At 71.6% G+C, this 20547-nt stretch carries 13 protein-coding genes; 11 read left to right on the forward strand and 2 right to left on the reverse strand.

What is annotated here, in order from left to right; all coding sequences use genetic code 11:
• The first annotated feature begins 7 nt into the window (after positions 1–7).
• The 11 genes from rodA to galE all read left to right on the forward strand — a co-directional run bounded on the left by rodA (position 8) and on the right by galE (position 16334).
• Complete coding sequence (gene rodA / locus KO717_RS24005; protein ID WP_301371173.1) at positions 8–1207, forward strand: rod shape-determining protein RodA; 1200 nt, start codon at positions 8–10, stop codon at positions 1205–1207.
• A gap of 49 nt (positions 1208–1256) precedes the next feature.
• The gene (locus tag KO717_RS24010) at positions 1257–2777 is read left to right on the forward strand and encodes a CYTH and CHAD domain-containing protein (RefSeq protein WP_301371175.1); all 1521 of its coding nucleotides are present in this window, start codon (positions 1257–1259) and stop codon (positions 2775–2777) included.
• A 72-nt stretch (positions 2778–2849) separates the two neighbouring features.
• On the forward strand, positions 2850–4775 hold the full coding sequence (locus tag KO717_RS24015; RefSeq protein ID WP_301371177.1) for a TIGR03960 family B12-binding radical SAM protein: 1926 nt from the start codon (positions 2850–2852) through the stop codon (positions 4773–4775).
• 63 nt (positions 4776–4838) lie between these two features.
• Positions 4839–5924, forward strand: a complete 1086-nt coding sequence (locus tag KO717_RS24020) for a hypothetical protein (protein WP_301371179.1) — start codon at positions 4839–4841, stop codon at positions 5922–5924.
• 110 nt (positions 5925–6034) lie between these two features.
• Positions 6035–6814, forward strand: a complete 780-nt coding sequence (locus KO717_RS24025) for a TIGR03936 family radical SAM-associated protein (protein ID WP_301371181.1) — start codon at positions 6035–6037, stop codon at positions 6812–6814.
• Between the two features lie 235 nt (positions 6815–7049).
• Positions 7050–11063, forward strand: coding sequence for an Rne/Rng family ribonuclease (locus KO717_RS24030; RefSeq protein WP_301371183.1), 4014 nt, complete (start codon positions 7050–7052; stop codon positions 11061–11063).
• 283 nt (positions 11064–11346) lie between these two features.
• On the forward strand, positions 11347–11667 hold the full coding sequence (gene rplU, locus KO717_RS24035; RefSeq protein WP_030013082.1) for a 50S ribosomal protein L21: 321 nt from the start codon (positions 11347–11349) through the stop codon (positions 11665–11667).
• A 13-nt stretch (positions 11668–11680) separates the two neighbouring features.
• Entirely contained in the window at positions 11681–11935 is a 255-nt protein-coding gene (rpmA, locus tag KO717_RS24040) for a 50S ribosomal protein L27 (protein WP_030840805.1), read from the forward strand.
• Between the two features lie 169 nt (positions 11936–12104).
• Positions 12105–13550 carry a GTPase ObgE gene (gene obgE / locus KO717_RS24045; RefSeq protein WP_301371189.1) on the forward strand — a complete coding sequence of 482 codons (1446 nt, stop codon included), beginning with the start codon at positions 12105–12107 and terminating at the stop codon, positions 13548–13550.
• 70 nt (positions 13551–13620) lie between these two features.
• Positions 13621–15237 carry a glycosyltransferase family 2 protein gene (locus tag KO717_RS24050; RefSeq protein WP_301371191.1) on the forward strand — a complete coding sequence of 539 codons (1617 nt, stop codon included), beginning with the start codon at positions 13621–13623 and terminating at the stop codon, positions 15235–15237.
• A gap of 83 nt (positions 15238–15320) precedes the next feature.
• On the forward strand, positions 15321–16334 hold the full coding sequence (gene galE, locus KO717_RS24055; protein ID WP_301371193.1) for a UDP-glucose 4-epimerase GalE: 1014 nt from the start codon (positions 15321–15323) through the stop codon (positions 16332–16334).
• Between the two features lie 99 nt (positions 16335–16433).
• On the opposite strand, the gene KO717_RS24060 is transcribed toward galE, so the two are convergent.
• Together KO717_RS24060 and KO717_RS24065 are read right to left on the reverse strand one after the other, a co-directional pair.
• Entirely contained in the window at positions 16434–17606 is a 1173-nt protein-coding gene (locus KO717_RS24060) for a glycosyltransferase (protein WP_301371195.1), read from the reverse strand.
• Positions 17603–20482 carry a bifunctional glycosyltransferase/CDP-glycerol:glycerophosphate glycerophosphotransferase gene (locus KO717_RS24065; protein ID WP_301371196.1) on the reverse strand — a complete coding sequence of 960 codons (2880 nt, stop codon included), beginning with the start codon at positions 20480–20482 and terminating at the stop codon, positions 17603–17605. The genes KO717_RS24060 and KO717_RS24065 overlap by 4 nt, the downstream gene beginning before the upstream one ends.
• Between the last annotated feature and the right edge of the window lie 65 nt (positions 20483–20547).

Here is a 20547-nt window from a genome sequence, read left to right on the forward strand (position 1 = left end):
GGACGACATGCAGACCGCCAACAAGTTCTCCGTCTCCCGGTACGCGCCCGAGCGCGGGGCGATGGCCAAGCTCACCGCCCGCGACTCGGTGGTGCGCCGGCTCGACTGGCCGATACTCCTCTCCGCGCTCGCCCTCTCCTTCGTCGGCGCCCTGCTGGTGTGGTCGGCGACCCGCAACCGGACCACCCTGAACCAGGGGGACCCGTACTACTTCCTGGCCCGGCACGCCCTGAACACCGGCATCGGCCTCGTGCTGATGATCGGCACCGTCTGGCTCGGCCACCGCACCCTGCGCGGTGCCGTGCCGATCCTCTACGGGCTCTCCCTCGTGCTGATCCTCGCCGTGCTGACCCCGCTCGGCGCCACCATCAACGGCGCCCACGCGTGGATCGTCATCGGCGGCGGATTCTCCCTCCAGCCGTCCGAGTTCGTGAAGATCACGATCATCCTGGTGATGGCGATGCTGCTGGCCACCCGGGTGGACGCGGGCGATCTCGCCCACCCGGACCACCGCACGGTCGTCAAGGCGCTCTGCCTGGCGGCGGCTCCGATGGGCATCGTCATGCTGATGCCCGACCTCGGCTCCGTGATGGTCATGATCGTGATCGTGCTCGGCGTGCTGCTGGCCTCCGGCGCCTCCAACCGCTGGGTGGTGGGCCTGCTCGGCGCCGGCGCGAGCGGCGCCATCCTGATATGGCAGCTCGGCGTCCTCGACGAGTACCAGATCAACCGCTTCGCGGCCTTCGCCAACCCCGAGCTCGACCCGGCGGGTGTCGGCTACAACACCAACCAGGCGCGCATCGCGATCGGCTCCGGCGGCCTGACCGGCTCCGGACTGTTCAAGGGCTCGCAGACCACCGGCCAGTTCGTGCCCGAGCAGCAGACCGACTTCGTCTTCACGGTGGCGGGGGAGGAGCTGGGCTTCATCGGGGCCGGGCTGATCCTGGTGCTGCTCGGCATCATCCTGTGGCGGTCGTGCATGATCGCCCGGGAGACCACCGAGCTGTACGGGACGATCGTGTGCGCCGGGATCATCGCCTGGTTCGCCTTCCAGTCCTTCGAGAACATCGGGATGACCCTCGGGATCATGCCGGTGGCCGGGCTCCCACTGCCGTTCGTCTCGTACGGAGGATCGTCGATGTTCGCGGTGTGGGTGGCGATCGGACTACTGCAATCGATCAAGGTGCAACGGCCATTGTCGGCCTGATGTTCCGTTCACCCTGCCGACGTGATCCGTTCAGGACTAAGTTCGGTCTATGGCGGACACCAAGCGCGAAATCGAGCGGAAATTCGAGTTCTCCAAGGCCAAATCTGCCCGGCGCGGAGTGCCGGACCTGACGGGCACGGCCGCCATCGCGGCCGTCTCCGACCAGGGCACCGTGGACCTCGACGCCGTCTACTACGACACCCCCGACCAGCGGCTCGCCGCCGACGGTCTGACCCTCCGGCGCAGAACGGGCGGCGCGGACGAGGGCTGGCACCTCAAACTGCCCGTCTCCCCGGGAGTGCGCGACGAGATCGGGGCCGCGCTCAGCGACACGGTCCCGCCCTCCCTCGCCGCCCTCGTCCGCTCCCGCGTCCGCGGCGCCGGGCTCCAGCCGCAGGTCAGGCTCCTCTCCTCGCGCCGCCTCAGCCATCTGCTCGACGCCGACGGCGCCCTGCTCGCGGAACTGAGCACCGACGCCGTCCTGGCCGAGCGCGGCGAGGCCACCGCCACCTGGACCGAGGTCGAGGTGGAACTCGCCGACGGCGTCGACCCCGAACTGCTCGACGCCGTCGAGAAGACCTTCCGCAAGGCCGGACTCCGGGTCTCCGACGCCCCCTCGAAGCTCGCCCGGGCCCTCGCCGAGACCGCGGCCGAGCCCCCGGCCCGGCCCGAGAGCGGCGGCCCCGAGGGCACGACGGGCGCGCACGTGCTTGCGTACCTGCGCGAACAGCGCGACGCGCTCGTCGCCCAGGACCCCGCCGTACGGCGCGGGCTGCCGGACTCCGTCCACCAGATGCGGGTCGCGAGCCGCCGGATCCGCAGCGCCTTCAAGTCGTACCGCAAGGTGATCGACCGGGCGGCCACCGACCCGATCGGCGAGGAGCTGCGCTGGCTCGCCGCCGAACTCGGCGTCGACCGCGACCAGGAGGTCCTGCTGGAGCGGATCCAGACCCACCTCGGCGAGCTGCCCCGCACCCTCATGACCGGCCCGGTCCGCAGCAGGCTGCGCGTGTGGAACACCGCCCGCCGCTCCGGATCACGGCGCCGCGCCCTCGCCGTCCTCGACAGCGCGCGCTACGTGGCCCTGCTCGACTCCCTCGACGCCCTGCTGGACTCGCCGCCCCTGCTGAAGCACGCGGCCCGGCCCCCGGAAGCGGTCCTCCCGAAGGCGGTCCTCCACGACTACACCCGCCTCGCCGGCCGGGTCCACACCGCACTCACCCTCGACGCGGGCCACGAGCGGGACCTGGCCCTGCACGACGCCCGCAAGGCGGCCAAACGCTTCCGCTACGCGGCCGAATCGGCCGAGCCGGTCCTCGGCAAGCCGGCGAAGAACCTGGCCAAGGCCGGGAAATCGGTGCAGAACCTGCTCGGCGACCACCAGGACAGCGTGGTGGCCCGCGAGGCCCTGCGCGGCCTCGCGGCCCAGGCGACGGGCGCCGGGGAGTCCGCCTTCACCTGGGGCGTGCTCTACGCCCGCGAGGAGGCCCTGGCCGAGCGGCGCGAACGCGAACTTCCGGACGTCTGGTCGGAGGCCTCCGACCCCGCGCTGCGGGCCCCACTGGAATGATCATGTGGGTGGGGGCGGCCGAGCCTCGGGGTACGCTAGATAGCTGCCCCCTGCCCGCTTCACGAAAGTCGCGTGATGACCGAGTCGGTCTTCCCTCAGCTTGAGGCCCTGCTTCCGCACGTGCAGAAGCCCATCCAGTACGTCGGCGGTGAACTCAACTCCACGGTCAAGGAGTGGGAGAGCTGCGACGTCCGCTGGGCCCTCATGTACCCGGACGCGTACGAAGTCGGGCTGCCCAACCAGGGCGTCATGATCCTGTACGAGGTGCTCAACGAGCGCGAGGGCGTCCTCGCCGAGCGCACCTACAGCGTGTGGCCCGACCTCGAAGAACTGATGCGCGAGCACAAGGTGCCGCAGTTCACCGTGGACAGCCACCGCCCGGTCTCCGCCTTCGACGTGTTCGGCCTGTCCTTCTCCACGGAGCTGGGCTACACCAACATGCTCACGGCGCTGGACCTCGCGGGCATCCCGCTGGAGGCCCGCAACCGCACCGTCGACCACCCGATCGTCCTCGCGGGCGGCCACGCGGCCTTCAACCCCGAGCCGATCGCGGAGTTCATCGACTGCGCGGTCATCGGCGACGGCGAGCAGGCCGTCCTCGACATGACCGAGATCATCCGCACCTGGAAGGCCGAAGGGCGGCCGGGCGGGCGCGAAGAGGTCCTCCTGCGTCTCGCCAAGACCGGCAACGTCTACGTGCCGGGCTTCTACGACGTCGAGTACCTGCCGGACGGCCGCATCGGCCGTGTCGTGCCCAACCGCTCCGGCGTGCCGTGGCGCGTGTCCAAGCACACGGTCATGGACCTCGACGAGTGGCCCTACCCCAAGCAGCCCCTGGTCCCGCTCGCCGAGACCGTCCACGAGCGCATGTCCGTGGAGATCTTCCGCGGCTGCACCCGCGGCTGCCGTTTCTGCCAGGCCGGCATGATCACGCGCCCCGTGCGGGAGCGAAGCATCACCGGCATCGGCGAAATGGTGGAGAAGGGCCTGAAGGCCACCGGCTTCGAGGAGGTCGGCCTGCTCTCCCTGTCCTCCGCGGACCACACGGAGATCGCCGACATCGCCAAGGGCCTCGCCGACCGCTACACGGACGACAAGGTGGGCCTGTCCCTGCCGTCGACCCGCGTGGACGCCTTCAACGTGGACCTCGCCAACGAGCTGACCCGCAACGGTCGCCGCTCCGGCCTGACCTTCGCCCCCGAGGGCGGCTCCGAGCGCATGCGCAAGGTCATCAACAAGATGGTCTCGGAAGAGGACCTGATCCGGACCGTCTCCACCGCGTACGGCAACGGCTGGCGCCAGGTGAAGCTGTACTTCATGTGCGGCCTGCCCACCGAGACCGACGAGGACGTGCTCCAGATCGGCGACATGGCGGTCAACGTCATCGCCAAGGGGCGCGAGGTCTCCGGCCAGAACGACATCCGCTGCACGGTGTCCATCGGCGGATTCGTGCCCAAGCCGCACACCCCGTTCCAGTGGGCGCCGCAGCTTTCGGCCGAGGAGACGGACGCCCGCCTGGGCAAGCTCCGCGACAAGATCCGCGGCGACAAGAAGTACGGCCGCTCCATCGGCTTCCGCTACCACGACGGCAAGCCGGGCATCGTCGAGGGCCTCCTCTCGCGCGGTGACCGCCGCATCGGCGACGTCATCCGCGCCGTGTACGAGTCGGGCGGCCGCTTCGACGGCTGGCGCGAGCACTTCAGCTACGACCGCTGGATGGAGGCGGCCGAGAAGACCCTGCCCGCCTACGGCGTGGACGTGGCCTGGTACACGACCCGCGAGCGCACCTACGAGGAGGTCCTGCCCTGGGACCACCTGGACTCCGGTCTCGACAAGGACTGGCTCTGGGAGGACTGGCAGGACGCCCTCGACGAGACCGAGGTCGACGACTGCCGCTGGACCCCGTGCTTCGACTGTGGCGTGTGTCCTCAGATGCAGACCGAGATCCAGATCGGCCCCACCGGCAAGAAGCTGCTGCCGCTGTCCGTCGTGAAGTAACCCTTGGGTCACGAGAGGCCCCCGCCCGCAACGGGTGGGGGCCTCTGACGTGTCCTTTGCTGCATGGAAACGGACAAGCGGCCTCCGGCCGACGGCGGCGACGGGTGCCTGGTGGCCGTCATCAGGATTCCCGTGAAGATCGTCGCGGTACTCGTCGTACTGCCCGTACGAGTGGTTTGGGAACTGCTGGTCGCCGGGGGCCGGGCCGTGCACCGGCACGTCCTCGGGCCGCTGTACGTCCATGTCGTCGAGCCGTTGCTCCGGGCACTGGGATGGCTGCTGGTCACCCTGTTCAAGCTGGTCTTCGTCTGGCCCTGGGCCGGGCTCTGGCGGTACGTGCTCACCCCGGTCGGGCGGGGCCTGGCGTGGCTGGGCCGCGGTGCGTACGAGCACCTGCTCGCGCCGGCCGGGCGGCTCCTGCTCGCCTACGTGCTGCGTCCGCTCGGCGAGGCGCTGGCCTGGCTGGGCCGGGGAGGCATGCGCTACCTGCTCGCGCCCCTCGCCAAAGGCGTCGGCCGGATCGTGTGGGCCCTCGGGATGACGCTGTTCGTGTGGCCGTGGGTCGGGCTGTGGCGGTACGTGCTCACGCCCGTCGGCCGCGCGATCGCCTGGCTGGCCGCGGTGGTCCACCGGTACGTCCTCACCCCGGTCGGCCACGGGCTCGTACGGCTCGCCGTCGCTGTGTTCCGGTACTTGCTGCGGCCCGTCGGGCTGGGCCTCGTATGGCTGGTGGTCGCGGTCTACCGGTATCTGGTGCGGCCCGTCGGGCTCGGCCTCGGGTGGCTGGCCGCCGGCCTGTACCGGTATCTGCTCGCTCCGGCCGGACGGGTCCTCGTATGGGCCTGGCACGTGGCCGGGCTGATCACCGCCGCGCTGTGGCGCGGACTCAAACGGATCGGCTGGGTGCTGATCGGGTGGCCCGCGTCCCGGGTGTACCGGCACGTCCTCACGCCCGTCGGGCACGCCGTCCGCGAGGTCTGGCGGACCGGTCGCGCCGCGGTCCGCGAGGCGCGGGCCACCGTACGCCGTGCGCTGTTCGGTACTCCTCCCGTGGAACCGGCGAGGTCACGGGCGCGTACTCTGGGTAGTACGACAGCCGCCGACGCGGCACCCGCTGACGAGATCTCCCTGCCCCGACGGCAGGGGTGAGCCGGAGCGGGTCGACAGACCTCAGGGCGACGCGCGAGCCGCGGAGCCCCGCACAAGGAGAAGAACCACTGGGCAAGCGACAGCCCGAAGGCCCGCCTCCCGCACCGGTGGTGCAGCGCATCCGACTGCGCTACACCAAGCGCGGCCGCCTCCGGTTCACCAGTCACCGTGACTTCCAGCGCGCCTTCGAGCGGGCCCTGCGCCGTGCCGAGGTGCCGATGGCGTACTCGGCCGGCTTCACCCCGCACCCGCGCGTCTCGTACGCGAACGCCGCCCCGACCGGCACCGGGAGCGAGGCCGAGTACCTGGAGATCGCGCTCGCCGAGCCCCGCGACCCCGAGAAGCTCCGTGAGCTGCTCGACGAGTCGATGCCCACCGGGCTCGACATCATCGACGCCGTCGAGGCCCGCACCTCGGGCCTCGCGGACCGGCTGACCGCCTCCGTGTGGGAGCTGCGCCTGGACGGCGTGGAGCTCGCCGAGGCCGAGCGGGCCGTGACGGCGTTCCTCGCCGCCGAGAACGTGGAGGTGCAGCGCCGGACCAAGAACGGAATGCGGACCTTCGACACGCGCGGGGCGGTCGTCAGTCTCGAAGCGCTTCCCGCCCCGGCTGATAGGCCGCTGGACAATGCCTGTGCGATACTGCGGCTGGTTGTTCGGCATCTGACACCTGCCGTGCGACCCGACGACGTCCTGTCCGGTCTCCGAGCTGTGGCCGACCTGGCGCCGCCGGTCCCCTCAGCGGTGACCAGGCTGGCGCAGGGGCTCTTCGACGAGGAGTCCGGCACGGTGACCGACCCGCTCGCGCCCGACCGCGAGGCTGACACGGCCGCCCCACCCACGGCCGCCGTAGCAGCCGACGCGAAGGCGCCGGAAGGTCCCGCCGCGTAAGGAACGCCGTCGTCGCGCAGCCCTGGTACTCGGGAGCCACCTGGGTCGGGCCGCGCACCGACCTGAAGACTTCCGCCAGGCCGTACGGACAACACGTACGGAACCGGCGGCCATGGACTACAGCTCCCGTGTGGCGAACGCGCCCCGGAGGCCGGTTCCGCGCTCATTACGCGGAGCCGTGCCGGACCGGAAGTCAGCCGCGGCGCCCGGGAGCGTGACGGGAGAACCGCCCGCAATGCTCAACAACGAAAACGACATCACTTCTGCTGGTAGCGCAGACAGCTCCAGCCCCAGCGACAACCTGCCGCCGCGCCGTCGCCGCCGTGCCGCTTCCCGGCCCGCGGGCCCGCCCGGTGGCGCCGTCGCCGAGACGGCCCCGGTGACCGAGGCCGCTCCGGCCGCCCCCGCCGAAGAGGCTGCTCCGGCCGCCGCCCCCGCCCGTCCCCGCCGCCGCGCGACCCGCGCCGTGGCCGCCCCGGCGACCCCGGCCGCCGAGGCCGTCGTCGTCGAGGCCCCGGCCGCCGAGCCCGTGGCCGCCGCCGTCGCGCCCGTTGCCGAGGAGCCCGCCGCTCCCGCACCGCGGACCCGCCGCCGTGCCACGCGTGCCGTCGCCGCCCCGGAGGCTCCGGCCGCCGTGGCCGAGGCCGCGCCCGTGGTCGAGGAGGAGGCTCCGGCCGCTCCGGCTCCGCGTGCCCGTCGTCGTGCCACCCGCGCCGTCGCGGCTCCGGCCGCCGAGGCCGCTGCCGTGGTCGAGGCTCCGGCCGCCGTGGCCGAGGCCGCGCCCGTGGTCGAGGAGGAGGCTCCGGCCGCTCCCGCTCCGCGTGCCCGTCGCCGTGCCACCCGCGCCGTGACCGCTCCAGCCGCCGAGGCCGTCGCCGCTCCGGAGGCTCCGGCCGCCGTGGCCGAGGCCGCGCCCGTGGTCGAGGAGGAGGCTCCCGCCGCTCCCGCTCCGCGTGCCCGTCGCCGTGCCACCCGCGCCGTGACCGCTCCGGCCGCCGAGGCCGCCGCCGTGGTCGAGGCTCCCGCCGCCGAGCCCGCGCCCGTCGTGGAAGAGGCCCCCAAGGCCGCCCGCGCCGTGACCGTCGCCGACGCCGTGGACTCGCCCAAGCGCGGCGGCCGCCGCCGCGCCACCCGCTCCACCACCGCGCCGGCCGCCCCCGCGCAGCCCGCCGCCGAGGCCGAGGCGCCCGCCGCGCCGGCCCGCCCCCGCCGCGCCGCGCGTCCCGCCGTCGCCGTCTTCCAGGCCCCGGTCTTCGCCGAGCCGATGTTCCAGACCCCCGAGACCGCTGCCATGGCCGCCGCGGCCGCTCGCGCCGCCGCCCCGGCCGAAGAGGTCGAGGAGGAAGAGGACACCGAGTTCGAGGCCGAGGTCACCGCGGCCCCCGTCGCGCAGCCCGCCGGCCGCCGCCGTCGCCGTGGGCGCGGCGCCGCCGAGTCCGCTCCGGTCGCCGAGTCCGCCCCGGTCTCCCTTCCCGAGGTGCTCGCGGAGGAGGAGCCGGAGGCCGAGGCCGCCGAGCTCGACGAGGAGTCCGGCGAGTTCGAAGAGGGCGACGAGTCGGGCGAGCGCCCGTCGCGCCGCCGCCGTCGCGGTGGCCGTCGTCGCCGTCGCGGTGAGGCCGCCGACCTCGACGAGTCCGCCGAGGACGAGGCCGAGGCCGCCGAGCAGGACACCGCCGAGCGGGACGCCGAGGAGGAAGAGGACGAGGAGGCCGACGAGGCCCTCGGCTCCAGCTCCAGCCGTCGTCGCCGCCGTCGCCGTCGCCGCAGTGGCGAGGGCCCTGCCGAGGCAGCCGAAGCGGGCGACGAGGACGGCGTGCGTACCGTCGTCAAGGTCCGCGAGCCGCGCCCCGCGCGGGAGAAGGCCGAGTCCTCCGACGAGGTCCAGTCCATCAAGGGCTCGACCCGCCTGGAGGCGAAGAAGCAGCGCCGCCGCGAGGGTCGCGAGCAGGGCCGCCGCCGCGTGCCGATCATCACCGAGGCCGAGTTCCTGGCCCGTCGTGAGGCCGTCGAGCGTGTCATGGTCGTCCGCCAGGCCGGCGAGCGCACCCAGATCGGCGTCCTTGAGGACAACGTGCTCGTCGAGCACTACGTCAACAAGGAAGAGGCCACCTCGTACGTCGGCAACGTCTACCTGGGCAAGGTCCAGAACGTGCTGCCGTCGATGGAGGCCGCCTTCATCGACATCGGCAAGGGCCGCAACGCCGTCCTGTACGCCGGTGAGGTCAACTTCGAGGCGCTCGGCATGGCCAACGGGCCGCGCCGCATCGAGTCCGCCCTCAAGTCCGGCCAGTCGGTCCTGGTGCAGGTCACCAAGGACCCGATCGGCCACAAGGGCGCCCGTCTGACCAGCCAGGTCTCGCTGCCCGGCCGCTACCTGGTCTACGTGCCCGAGGGCTCGATGACCGGCATCAGCCGCAAGCTGCCCGACACCGAGCGCGCGCGTCTGAAGACCATCCTCAAGAAGATCGTCCCCGAGGACGCGGGCGTCATCGTGCGCACCGCCGCCGAGGGCGCGAGCGAGGACGAGCTGCGCCGCGACGTCGAGCGTCTTCAGGCCCAGTGGGAGGACATCCAGAAGAAGTCGAAGCAGATCTCGACCTCTTCGCCGAGCCTGCTGTACGGCGAGCCGGACATGACCGTCCGCGTCGTGCGCGACATCTTCAACGAGGACTTCTCGAAGGTCATCGTCAGCGGTGACGGCGCGTGGGAGACCATCCACGGCTACGTGAACCACGTGGCTCCGGACCTGGCCGACCGGCTGTCCCGCTGGACCTCCGAGGTCGACGTCTTCGCGACGTACCGGATCGACGAGCAGCTCGCCAAGGCGCTCGACCGCAAGGTGTGGCTGCCCTCGGGCGGCTCGCTTGTGATCGACAAGACCGAGGCGATGATCGTCATCGACGTCAACACCGGCAAGTTCACCGGTCAGGGCGGCAACCTCGAAGAGACCGTCACCAGGAACAACCTGGAGGCGGCCGAGGAGATCGTGCGCCAGCTGCGGCTGCGCGACCTGGGCGGCATCGTCGTCATCGACTTCATCGACATGGTCCTGGAGTCCAACCGCGACCTGGTCCTGCGGCGCATGCTGGAGTGCCTGGGCCGCGACCGTACGAAGCACCAGGTGGCCGAGGTCACCTCGCTGGGCCTGGTCCAGATGACCCGCAAGCGGGTGGGCCAGGGACTGCTGGAGTCCTTCTCCGAGACCTGCGTCCACTGCAACGGCCGCGGTGTCATCGTCCACATGGAGACCCCGACCGTGATCGGCGGCGGTGGCAACGGCAAGCGCTCCAAGCGCCGCGGTGGCCGCGCCGAGTTCGACCAGCACGACCACGAGGTCGAGACGGTCGACACGGAGGGCTTTGAATCCGAGGCGGAGGTGGCTGCCGAGGCCGCCGCGCCGCGCGCCCTGCCCGAGCCGGAGTTCGTCGCGGACGAGGAGCTCTACAGCAGCCCGGCCGAGGCCGAGGCCGCCGCGGGCATCAGCAGCCGCCGCAACCGCCGCCGTGCCACCCGTAAGGCCACCGCTCCGGCGGGCGCCCCGCGCGGTGCGGTCGCCCCGGCCCCGGCCCCCGTGGTCGCGGACGAGCCGGTGACCGAGCCGGCCGAGACGGTGCTGGAGCCGGCTCCGGAGTTCGTCGCCGAGACGGCTCCGGTCGTCGAGACCGCCGAGGTCGTGGAGGAAGCCCCGGAGGCCGCGCCGAAGGGCCGGACCCGTCGCCGCGCGACCCGTAAGGCCACCGCCCCGGCGGGTGCCCCGGCCCCCGCGGCCGAGGTGGCCCCGGAGCCGGAGCCGGTCGTCGTGCCGGAGCCCGAGCCCGTCGCCGAGCCCGAGCCCGAGGTCGCCGTCGTCGCCGAGGCCGAGGAGGCCCCCGTCGTGGAGGCCGCTCCGGCCCGTCCGCGCCGCCGTGCCACCCGTAAGGCCACCGCACCCGCCGGTTCCCCGGCAGGCGCGGCAGAGGCCGCCGTGCTGGTCGTCGAGGCCCCGGTGACCGAGCCCGCCCCGGTGGTCGAGGAAGCCGCGCCGGTGGCCGAGGAGGCCGCCCCGGCCAAGAAGGCCGCCAAGAAGGCTCCGGCCAAGAAGGCGACCGCGGCGAAGAAGGCCCCGGCCAAGAAGGCGGCGGCCGCCAAGAAGACCGTGGCCAAGAAGGCGGCCACGACCAAGAAGACCGCGGTGAAGCGGGCGACGAAGAAGACCGCGGCGGCGGAGCAGCAGACCCCGCCGTCCGTGTCGGCTCCGACCGAAGCCTGATCCACCGCTGAGTGACACCGCGTCCGTGGGCCCCGCCGAGTGGCGGGGCCCACGGCCGTAGGGGCCCGGTTTGACCCTCCGGAACCGGCCCCGTAACCTAGACCGTCGGCGTGTCTTAGAGAGCGCCGCGCTCCTGAGCACCTTCCTCACGTTCCGTACGCGCAAGCGTCGTGCGAGAGAGGCCGCTCGTCCAATCCGGATCGGTGCGGTTCCGCCTTCTTGGCGGGGCTTGCCTGAGCGGCTGGCTTCAGGAGCATCCGTCCCGAGTGAGAGAGAGATCCGCGTGTACGCCATCGTGCGCAGCGGTGGTCGCCAGCACAAGGTTGCTGTCGGCGACATCGTTGAGGTTGACAAGATTTCCACTGCCAAGGTTGGCGACACGGTCGAGCTCTCGACCCTGCTCGTTGTCGACGGCGAAGCCGTGACCAGCGACCCGTGGGTCCTGGCCGGCATCAAGGTCACGGCCGAGGTTGTGGACCACCACAAGGGCGCCAAGATCGACATCCTGCGCTACAAGAACAAGACCGGCTACCGCCGTCGCCAGGGTCACCGCCAGCAGTACACGGCGATCAAGGTCACCGGTATCCCCGCGGCTGCGAAGTAAGAGGGACTGAGACATGGCACACAAGAAGGGCGCATCGTCCACCCGGAACGGGCGCGACTCCAATGCCCAGCGGCTCGGCGTGAAGCGCTTCGGCGGTCAGGTCGTTTCCGCTGGTGAGATCCTCGTCCGCCAGCGCGGCACCCACTTCCACCCGGGTTCGGGTGTCGGTCGTGGTGGCGACGACACGCTGTTCGCGCTGCAGGCCGGTTCGGTCCAGTTCGGCACGCACCGTGGCCGCAAGGTCGTCAACATCGTTCCGGCCGCCTGATCCAGCTTCGGCTGATCGAGCGTTCGTAACTTCCCGAGGGCGGATCTCAGCTCTTCCCGGCGCAAGCCGGGAAGAGAGGTCCGCCCTCGGCGCGTTGTCATACAGACCACGTTTTAATGGGCAGCAAGGCCTGCCCGGGACATTCCCGTATGTATCTGGAGGAACACCCATGACCACCTTCGTGGACCGCGTCGAGCTGCACGTCGCCGCGGGTAACGGGGGCCACGGCTGCGCCTCCGTTCACCGGGAGAAGTTCAAGCCGCTCGGCGGCCCCGACGGCGGAAACGGCGGCCGTGGCGGCGACGTCATCCTGGTGGTGGAGCAGGCGATCACCACGCTGCTGGACTACCACCACAGCCCCCACCGCAAGGCCACCAACGGCAAGCCCGGCGAGGGCGGCAACCGCTCCGGCAAGGACGGCACGGACCTGATCCTGCCCGTGCCGGACGGCACCGTCGTCCTCGACAAGGAGGGCAACGTCCTCGCCGACCTCGTCGGCCAGGGCACCACCTACGTGGCCGCCGAGGGCGGCCGCGGCGGTCTCGGCAACGCCGCGCTGTCCTCCGCCCGCCGCAAGGCCCCCGGCTTCGCGCTCCTCGGCGTCCCCGGCACCACCGGCGACGTCGTCCTGGAGCTCAAGACCGTCGCCGACGTGGCGCTGGTCGGCTTCCCGAGCGCGGGCAAGTCCTCGCTGATCTCGGTGCTGTCCTCGGCCAAGCCGAAGATCGCGGACTACCCCTTCACCACCCTCGTCCCGAACCTGGGCGTCGTCACGGCCGGTTCCACGGTCTACACGATCGCCGACGTCCCGGGTCTGATCCCCGGCGCCAGCCAGGGCCGTGGCCTCGGCCTGGAGTTCCTGCGCCACGTCGAGCGCTGCTCGGTGCTCGTGCACGTCCTGGACACCGCCACGCTGGAGTCCGACCGCGACCCGATCGCCGACCTCGACGTCATCGAGGAGGAGCTCAGGCTCTACGGCGGCGGCCTGGAGAAGCGTCCGCGTCTTGTCGTCCTCAACAAGGTCGACATCCCGGACGGCCAGGAGCTCGCCGACATGGTCCGCCCGGACCTGGAGGCCCGCGGCTACAAGGTCTTCGAGGTTTCCGCGGTCGCCCGGACGGGCCTGAAGGAGCTGTCCTACTTCCTGGCCGAGGTCATCGCCAAGGCCCGCGCCCGCAAGCCGAAGGAGGAGGCGACCCGTATCGTCATCCGCCCGAAGGCCGTGGACGACTCCGGCTTCACCGTCACCTACGACGAGGTCGAGGACGTCTACAACGTGCGCGGCGAGAAGCCGGAGCGCTGGGTCCGCCAGACCGACTTCAACAACGACGAGGCCGTCGGTTACCTGGCCGACCGCCTCAACCGCCTCGGTGTCGAGGAGGCGCTGAAGAAGGCCGGCGCCCGTGCCGGCGACGGCGTGGCCATCGGCTCCGACGAGAACGCGGTCGTCTTCGACTGGGAGCCGACCGTGATGGCCGGCGCCGAGATGCTCGGCCGCCGCGGCGAGGACCACCGTCTGGACGCCCCCCGTCCGGCCACCACCCGCCGCAAGGACAAGGAAGCCCAGCGCGGGGACTCGGCGCAGAAGGAATACGACGAATTCCGGCCGTTCTGAGCCCCTCCCGAGGGACGTGTGCCCGGAAGGTTTGAAGGCGCCTTTACATGGGTCGCCTAGGATCTTCCGGGTGAACAGCAGCAACCTCCCCACGGTTTCCGTCGTGGTCATCGCGTACAACGACGCCGGGCTCGTGGGCGAGGCCGTTTCCTCGGCCCTCGCCCAGGGCCCGGTGGTCGCCGAGGTCATCGCGGTGAACGACGCCTCGTCCGACGGCACCGCGCGGGTGCTGGACGAACTGGCGGCCGTCCACCCCCGCCTCAAAGTCGTGCACCGGACGGAGAACAGCGGGGGGTGCGGTACCCCGCGCAACGACGGGATCGCGGCGGCTTCCGGCCGCTACGTCCTCTTCCTCGACAGTGACGACGTCCTGCCGCCGGGGGCCGCCGACGCCCTGGTGCGCACCGCCGAGGAGCACCGCGCCCCGGTCACCGTGGGCGCGGCGGTACGGCGCGAGCTGCCCCAGCACCACGACGTCCCGTGGATGCCCGGCCTGCACACACCGGGCGAGGTGATCGAGCGGCCGGTGGACCGGCCCGAGCTCGTCCGCGACACCCTCTGCGTCAACAAGCTGTACGAGCGCGCCTTCCTCCAGGAGAACGGCCTGCGCTTCCCCGACGGCCGGTTCATCTACGAGGACTTCGTCTTCACCGCCCGCGTGCTCGCCGCGGCCCCCCGCATCGCCGTCACCGGCGACCTCGTCTACGTCTGGCACGTGCGCCGCAGCGCCGCCCAGGTGTCGATCTCCCTGGACCGCAAGGACGTCGGGAACTGGCGCTCCCGCATCGAGGCCCACCGCACGGCCGCCGGGATCCTCGGCGAGGCCTCCCCGGTGCTGGGCAGCGCCTGCCGGGTGAAGTTCCTGGAGTACGACCTGCGCATGTACCTGCGCGAGCTCGGCCGGGACCCCGAGTACCAGGCCGCTTGGTGGACCCTGACCCGCGAGTACGTCGACACCTTCCCCGAGGCGGACGTCGAGTCCGCGGCACCCCACGCCCGCTGGATCGTCTCCGTGCTCCGCGCCACCGCGACCCCGCCCGCCGACGTCGAGCGGCTCACCCGGCTGGCCGCCGAGCCGCCGCGGCTGCTGCCCCCGTACGCGACCGGTCCCACCGGCGTTCCGGTGTGGAGCGAGGAGCTCCCGGTCGAGCTGGCGGGTCTGCCCCTGCTGCCGGTCGGCGAGCTGCCCGTCACCGTCGACGCCGAACCGGCCGGCCGCGGCGCCGTCCGGATCCACGTGCACGACCTGTACGGGCGCCTCGCCGAGGCCGGGCCCGTCACCGCGCAGCTGAGCTTCCTGCCCCGTGCGGGCGGCGAGCCGGTCCTCGCGCAGCCGGTCGAGCTGCAGCCCGACAGCAGCGGCGGCTGGACCGCCGTACTGCCGTTCCGGCTCGCCGACCTGGCCGTCACGGGCCGGCGCCAGGGGCTGCGCAGGATGCAGGCGTGGAACGTGGGGGTGGGCGTGCGGTGTGCCGACGGGAGCTCGGTGTTCACCTCCTTGCGCCCCCGCGGCCGACTGCTCCGCCGTCGGGCGCTGCCCAGCAGCCGGTACGGTGTTCTGCTGGCGCAGCCCTACCGGACGGGGGCCGGCGCCCTCGCGCTGCGCCTCGCGCCCGGCACCGAGGGTGCGCTGTACCTCGTACGCAACCGCCTCCACCGGGCCCGGGCGGGCCGTGGGACGGGCTGAGATCCCGTAGCCGGGCCACGGCCGCAGACCTGCACAACGCCGCGCTCTTCATCCCGAAGTCGGACAGGACCAAGGAGACACACATGACGTTTCTGATCACCGGTGGCGCCGGATACATCGGCGCGCACGTCGTCCGCGCGATGCGGCTCGCGGGGGAGGAGGTCGTCGTCTTCGACGACCTCTCCACGGGCGACGAGGACCGCGTACCGGAAGGCGTCCCGCTGGTGGTCGGATCCGTCCTCGACCGGCTGTCCGTGGAAGACGTCATCCGCAAGCACAAGATCACCGGCGTGGTGCACCTGGCGGGCAAGAAGCAGGTCGGCGAGTCCGTCGAGAAGCCGATGTACTACTACCACGAGAACGTGCAGGGCCTGTCGGTCCTGCTCCAGGCCGTGGCCGACGCGGGCATCCGCAACTTCCTCTTCTCCTCCTCCGCCTCCGTCTACGGCATGCCCGACGTGGACCTGGTGACCGAGGACACCCCGTGCAGGCCGCTGAGCCCCTACGGCGAGACCAAGCTGGCCGGAGAGTGGCTGGTGCGCGCCGCGGGCCGGGCGCACGGCATCGCCACCGCCTGCCTGCGCTACTTCAACGTGGCGGGCGCCGCGACCCCCGAGCTCGCCGACACCGGCGTGTTCAACCTGGTCCCGATGGTCTTCGAGCGCTACGACGCCGGCCAGGGCGCCAAGATCTTCGGTGACGACTACCCGACCCCGGACGGCACCTGCATCCGCGACTACATCCACGTCGAGGACCTGGCGGAGGCCCACGTGGCGGCCGCCCGCAAGCTCGCCGAGTGGGCCGCGGCCGGCGACTACAAGGACCTCACCGTCAACATCGGGCGCGGCGAGGGTGTCTCCGTCGCCGAGATGGTCGAGCTCCTGAACAAGAACACCGGGCACGACATCGCCCCCGTGATCAGCCCGCGCCGCCCCGGCGACCCGGCGAAGGTCGTGGCCTCGGCCGACAAGATCACCGGGGAGCTGGGCTGGAAGGCCCGGCACGACGTCCGTGAGATGGTCACCTCCGCCTGGGCGGGCTGGGAGGCCAACAAGGTGGCCCGCAAGGACGCCCACCGGGACGTCCACAAGCCCTGACCGGCCGGAGACGCACCGCATGTGCCGTGAGTGAAGCAGCCCGCCCCGGGAGTGTCCGGGGCGGGCTGCTTCACATCGGTGCCGTCGTGCAGGGTGCGGTCAGCGCTCCAGGAAGGAGAACAGCTCTTCCCACCGGTCGGTGATCTCGGGGCTGGAGTAGCGCTGCACCGCGTGGAAGGCGTTGTCACCGAGCCGGTCGCGCAGCTCACGGTCGGACATCAGCTCGCGCAGGTGTCCGGCCAGCTCCATCGTGTTGCCCAGCCGGGCCAGCAGCCCGTCCTCGCCGTGCTCGACGATCTCCCGCACGCCCGGCGCGCAGTCGAAGGCGGCCGGCGGCACGCCCGCCGCCATCGCCTCCAGCAGCGTGATCGGGAAGCCCTCGGCCCGTGAGGCCTGGGCGAAGACCGAGGCTCCGCGCAGGGCGCCCAGCACGTCGTCGGTGCTTCCCATCCACTCCACGGAGTCGTCCAGGCCCAGCGAGGTGCAGTGCGCCTTCAGCGTGGCCTCCTCCGCGCCCGCCCCGTAGATCCGCAGGGTCCAGTCGGGGTGGTGCGGCGCGACGTCCGCCCAGGTGTCGAGCAGCAGGTCGACGCCCTTCTCGAAGGCGAGGCGGCCGACGCACGCCACGACCTTCTCCGTGCGCGGCGCGGGGGAGTCGGGCATGAAGGGCAGCGGGTTCGGCATGCTCCCCACGTTCTCCATGCCCGCCCGGATCCACAGGTCCGCGTCCTCGGCGGTCAGCACCAGCAGCCGGTCGACCTGCGGGTAGAAGCGGCGGACCCGCTCCCCGCGGGTGGACTTCTGGCTGGCCTCGAACGACTCGTGGCTCATCCCGATGACGGTGAGCCCCTTGGTGTCGGCGAGCGCCACCCACTCCATCGCCCAGACCTGGGTGACGATGACGACACCGCCCGGACGGGCTGCCCGCAGCAGCTCGCTCAGCTGCTCGGCCTTGACCCGCATCTGCGCGCGCCGGGCGGCCTGGCGGCGCCGCTCGGGCGCGTTCAGCCGGCCCTTGATCCCGCGCAGCCGGCGGGCCGACGGCGGGTGCGCGTCGTAGAGGGTGGTCATCTCGTACGGCAGACCCTGCGGCAGCTTCTGCCGGATGTCGTCGGCGACCGGGGCGATGCCCACGATGTGCACCCGGTGGCCGCGGTCGGTGAACTGCCGGGCCATCTGGTGCGACCAGGTGGTCACGCCGCCGATCTCGTCGACGTTGTTGGAGACGATGAAGATGTCACGGCCGCCCGGGGTGGCGGTCTGCTGGCTCACTTGCCGCTCCTGGTGAAGAACTTCTCTACGATCTGGCGGGCCGCGTCCCCGCGGTCGTACTCGCCGAACTCGGCGAGGAAACGCTGCCGCGCCTGGGCGTACTTGACGTCCGCCTCCTCGAAGGCGGCGAGCGCCTGCAGCAGTTCGTCCGCCGTGGCCACCACCGGGCCCGGGGCCTTCTCCTTCAGGTCGAAGTACGTGCCGCGGATGTCGGTGGCGTACTTCTCGTAGTCGTACGCGAAGAACAGCATCGGCCGGTCCAGGACCGCGTAGTCGAACATCACGGACGAGTAGTCGGTGATCAGACCGTCGGCGAGGGCCAGCAGCGGGGTGATGTCGTGGTGCCGGGACACGTCGATGACGCGGCCCGCGACGGACGGTGGCAGCGAGACGCTGTTGAGGTAGTGGGTCCGCACCAGCAGCGTGAAGCGGTCGCCGAGCCGGTCCGCGAACTCCTCCACGTCGAAGGGGAAGGTGAAGCCCTCCACCGCGCCGTCCGCGCCCGCCCGGAAGGTCGGCGCGTACAGCAGCACCTTCTTGTCCGGGTCGATGCCGAGCTCGCCCGCGAGCGGCCCGCGTACCCGCTCACCACTGTGCGACTCGGTCCGGTGCGCCTCGACGAGGGCGTCGTTGCGCGGGTAGCCCGTGCGCAGCAGCACCTCGTCACGCAGCCGGAAGCCCTTGGCGAGGGTGCGGGTGTCGTGCTCGGAGCGGATCAGGAAGTGGTCGAAGCGGTTGACGGCCGCCTGGAAACGGGCCTGGCCGGCCCGGCCCTGCGCCTTGGTCCGGGGCTCGTGGAAGCCCATCCGCTTGAGCGCCGAGCCGTGCCAGGTCTGGATGTACGTGGTCCCCGGGCGCTTGGCCAGCGCCAGCGGGAAGCCCTGGTTGTCGACCCAGTACTCGGCCTGGGCGAGGGCGCGCAGGTACGGCCAGCTCCAGCGCTTGACGAGGGTGGCCTCCTTGGGGAAGCCGGTGGGCTTGGCGCCCGCGTAGGACCAGATCGCCTCGAACGGCGCGCCCTGGCGGACCAGCTCCTCGTAGATCGCCTTCGGGCTGTCGCTGTACTGCTTGCCCATGTGGCTCTCGAAGACGACCGTGCCCTTCTTGATCGGCAGCTTCGAGAAGACCTCGTGGTAGATCTTCACCTTCTGCTCGCCGGAGCCCATGTTGCGGCGGGCCCGCAGTGCCTTGCGCAGGCCCCGCTTGACCACGCCGGCCGCCTTGCCCTGTATGGCGTTGTTGATCAACGACTGGGTGCGGACGGCGGCGGCGCCCTCGGCGCTCAGCACGTAGCTGAGGTTGCCCTTCTTGGTCATCTCCGGGCCGAAGCGGTCGGAGACCAGCCGGGTCAGGCGCGGGCGCACGCGCAGCCGGGCCGCCGACTCCAGGTCGACCCCGCCGATCGCGACGCGGGTGGTGATCCGTTCGCCGCCCGCGGTCAGCTTGAGGCGGACGTCCCAGACGGCGTCGATGATGCCGAGCGGGCGGACCGTGCTCGCGACGTCGGCGGTGCCGGTCCACTCGATCGTGTCACCGGCGTGGCGGACGGATTCCACCGGGAAGCTGAAGGAGCGCACGCCGATCTGCCGGCGGGCCCGGAATTCGAGCGTGGCCTTCAGCTCCGCGTCGGCCGGGATGCGGCCCAGCGGGTTCACGACGGAGCCGGACATGGTGACCGTGCCGCGGCCGTCGTCCTCGTAGGAGGTGAGCCGGTTGCCCAGGGTGAGGGAGGTGAGCGGCGTGGTGTGGAAGGCCTGCTCGGTGACGTCCAGTATCCGGCGGGCCTCGTCGCCGTCGGGACCGTCGATGTGCTGCGCGCACCAGTAGACGCGGCCGTCACGCTCGGCGAGCGGGGAGGTGAGCCGGCCCTTGTTGGTCATGGCGTCGGCGGCCGGGAGCAGGTTGTCCCAGTCCTCCTTGCCCAGCAGGTAGGCGCAGATCGCCTGGAGGTACGTGACGTTCTCGTACGCGGCCGGGTCGATCCCCGCGAGGTAGCCGTTGGCGAGGCGGGCGAACTCCTGGCGGTACTCGTCGCTCAGCAGCGGCAGGTCGCGCAGGTGCAGCACGAGGTCGTGCTTGAGGAACTTGGCGTCCTTCGCGGACTTGATGTCCGTGTGGCCCTTTTCGGCCAGCAGGCGGTCGACGCGGCGGTGGATCTCCATCCGGTGGACGAAGTTCGCGATCTCGTGGCGCCGGTTGCTGATGGACAGGGCCGCGGCCTTCTCGACCACGTTCCAGAAGTAGACGTGGTTCGGGATCAGCGTGATGCGGCGGGCGGCCACGTAGGCCTGCGCGGAGAACAGCAGGTCCTCGTAGTGGATGCCGACCGGGAACTCCAGGCCCTGCTCCAGCAGGAACGCGCGCCGGTAGCACTTGTTCGTGGAGAGGGTGTCGTAGACCAGCAGGTCGGGGTACTCGGTGATCGATTCCAGGGTGCGGGTCCGCGAGTAGATCCAGGGGTACCACTCGGTGGTCTTGCCCCACCGGTTGTCGAGGTGCACGCGTACGCACATGCCCGAGACCAGGTCGGAGCCGGTCCGCTCGGCGGCGTCCAGCATGTTCCGGCAGGCGTTGCGCTCCAGCACGTCGTCGCTGTCGAGGAACATCACGTACGTTCCGGTGGCCTGCTGGATGCCGTGGTTGCGCGGCGCACCGCAGCCGCCGCTGTTCTCCGGCAGCTGGAAGGCGCGCACTCTTCCCGGATGTGCAGATTCCAGTTCCTGGGCGACCGCGTACGAGCGGTCCTTGCTGCAGTCGTCGACGATCACGACTTCGACGCTGTGCAGGGTCTGGTCCAGAACCGACCGGACTGCTGTCGGCAGACGCTCTGCGTCGTTGTAGACGATGACGACCACGGAGACGTCGGGCACGTGCACCTCGATCCCTTCGTTTCGTTACGTTCAGCTGATTCCGCTTATCTCGTCCACGCTACCGTGTGCCG

This window comes from Streptomyces xanthophaeus, assembly GCF_030440515.1.
Taxonomy (GTDB): domain Bacteria; phylum Actinomycetota; class Actinomycetes; order Streptomycetales; family Streptomycetaceae; genus Streptomyces; species Streptomyces kutzneri.